This window comes from Chlorogloeopsis fritschii PCC 6912 (assembly GCF_000317285.1).
GTDB lineage: Bacteria > Cyanobacteriota > Cyanobacteriia > Cyanobacteriales > Nostocaceae > Chlorogloeopsis > Chlorogloeopsis fritschii.
This window is the reverse complement of record NZ_AJLN01000064.1, coordinates 1-2,226: the sequence shown is the minus strand read 5'-3', so window position 1 is coordinate 2,226 and position 2,226 is coordinate 1. Positions and strand designations below refer to the sequence as shown.

Genomic DNA, 2,226 nt, shown 5'->3' with positions numbered 1-2,226 from the left:
GGTTCACCGCTCTGGGCATCAGCACCATGGCGTTCAACCTCAACGGTTTCAACTTCAACCAGTCAGTGATTGATTCCCAAGGTCATGTCATCAATACCTGGGCTGACATCATCAACCGCGCTAACTTGGGTATGGAAGTTATGCACGAGCGCAATGCTCACAACTTCCCTCTCGACTTAGCATCTGCTGAAAGTGCTCCTGTTGCAATCAGCGCTCCTGCTATCAACGGTTAATAATAGTCTCAGACTGATTGATTAAGTATTAACTGAAAAGCGTTCTCTCGAAAGAGAGGGCGCTTTTTCGTTTTAAACAGAGTACTAGTGGGAACTTATATTTTTTTGTCAAAATCAATGAAAAATTCTCCTCTTTAGTTCAAGATTGAAGTGTATGAATTTAATTTAGTAGCGAACTTCGCTGGCTTGGGCGTAACTACAGGATTTAAATGACTGCCTTTCAATCTGATATTTAAAACAGGAGATAGAATGTCATGACGCAGAAAAATGCAGCCCAACTTTTCAAAGCAGTAAAACAAGATCAAGCATTAAAAGCAAGACTCAAAGCAGCAGCCGATCCAGAAGCATTCATCAAGATTGCTCAAGAGCGTGGCTATAACTTCACCGTTACAGAACTACAGACTGAACTGAGTCAATTATCTTCTGAAGAAGTAGCCGCTATAGTCAATCCGGGAATAGCACCTAGACTTCATATTTATCCCAGATAATTCTAATTTAGGAGACTGTAAAGAATTGAAAAAAACAGTAGGCTATATTCATCCCTGGAGAAAGTAGCGATGAGCTTCTTTAACAAACTAGAGGCAGCGATCGCCCATAACCAAAGCTTCCTGTTTGTGGGACTTGATCCTAATCCAGAGATGATGCCTACCCACTATAACAGTCGAGAAGATGACATCATCCAAGGCTTACGTGACTGGCTTCAATTTGCGATCGCACAAACAGCAGATCTTGTCTGTGCCTACAAGCCTACCCTTGGGTTTTATGAAGCGTTGGGCGCGCCAGGGATAGAACTCCTGCAACAAACACTCGCAGCAATTCCATCTCACATCCCAGTTATTTTAGATGCCAAACATAGTGACCTAAACACCAGTACTCTCTTTGCCCGGATAGTATTTGAACAGTGGCAGGTAGATGCAATTACCCTTAATCCTTACGCTGGGCAAGATCATATAGCTCCATTTTTGGTTTATCCCGGCAAAGCAGTTTTTGTGTTGTGTTGTACTTCTAATCCTGCGGCAGGTAAATTGCAGAAATATCCGACATCAGATTCTCCGCTCTATTTACAAGTCGCGAAAGAAGCCAGAAATTGGGGCACTCCAGAGCAATTGGGGCTGGAGGTTGGCACAACAGCGCCAGAGGTATTAGCAAAAGTACGAGCGATCGCTCCCGAACGATTGATAATGGCTCGGAGTATATGGCAAGAAGGCACTGACTTGAATCAAATTTTGACAGCTGGACTAAATGCGAACAGCGAAGGTTTACTTATCCCCGTTCCCCAAGATTGGTTGAGTCGTGAACATCCAAGTGAGCCAATCCGAACTCTGCGTGCAGAAGTCAATCAAGCTAGAAGTCAGATTACTTTCTCTGGTTTCACCTGTGATTTGTGGTTATCTAATATCTGTACGTTAGATGGGCATCCTCACCTAGACTTGATTTTGCAACTCTACGATATTGGGTGCATTCTATTTGGTAACTTTGTTCAAGCTTCAGGAGACACATTTCCCTATTACATTGATCTGCGCAAAATCATTTCCAATCCCCAAATCTTCCATAAAATTTTGAATGCTTATGCCGAGATTCTCAAAGGTCTTAGCTTTGATAGAATTGCTGGTATTCCTTACGGCTCTTTACCAACCGCTACCGGGCTAGCACTGCATCTAAATTATCCAATGATTTTTCCGCGCAAAGAAGTCAAAGCCCACGGAACAAGACGAGTGATTGAGGGAAACTTTCAGCCAGGAGAAACAATTGTGGTCGTAGATGATATTCTGATCAGCGGTAAAAGCGCAATGGAAGGGGCAGAAAAAATTAAGTCTGTGGGCTTACACGTAAAAGACATTGTAGTGTTTTTGGATCATGAAAAAGGAGTTAAAGACAGATTGCGGGAAAATGGTTACCGAGCGCATTCTGTGCTGACAATTTCTGAGATTACAGAAACGCTATACCAAGCAGGTCGTATTAATGAGGAGCAATTTCAGATTCTAGTAGCTTG

General features: G+C 42.8%; 2 protein-coding genes and 1 pseudogene. All 3 read left to right on the top strand.

Going from position 1 to position 2,226, the window contains the following annotated elements; translation table 11 throughout:
- Positions 1-233: pseudogene (locus UYC_RS0111070) on the top strand (photosystem II q(b) protein); the annotation flags it as partial.
- Between the two features lie 254 nt (positions 234-487).
- Positions 488-721 (top strand): Nif11-like leader peptide family natural product precursor, encoded by a 234-nt coding sequence (locus tag UYC_RS0111065; RefSeq protein WP_016878923.1) that lies wholly within the window; start codon positions 488-490, stop codon positions 719-721.
- Between the two features lie 69 nt (positions 722-790).
- On the top strand, positions 791-2,226 hold a 1,436-nt coding region (locus tag UYC_RS0111060), incomplete at its 3' end, for a bifunctional orotidine-5'-phosphate decarboxylase/orotate phosphoribosyltransferase (RefSeq protein WP_016879516.1).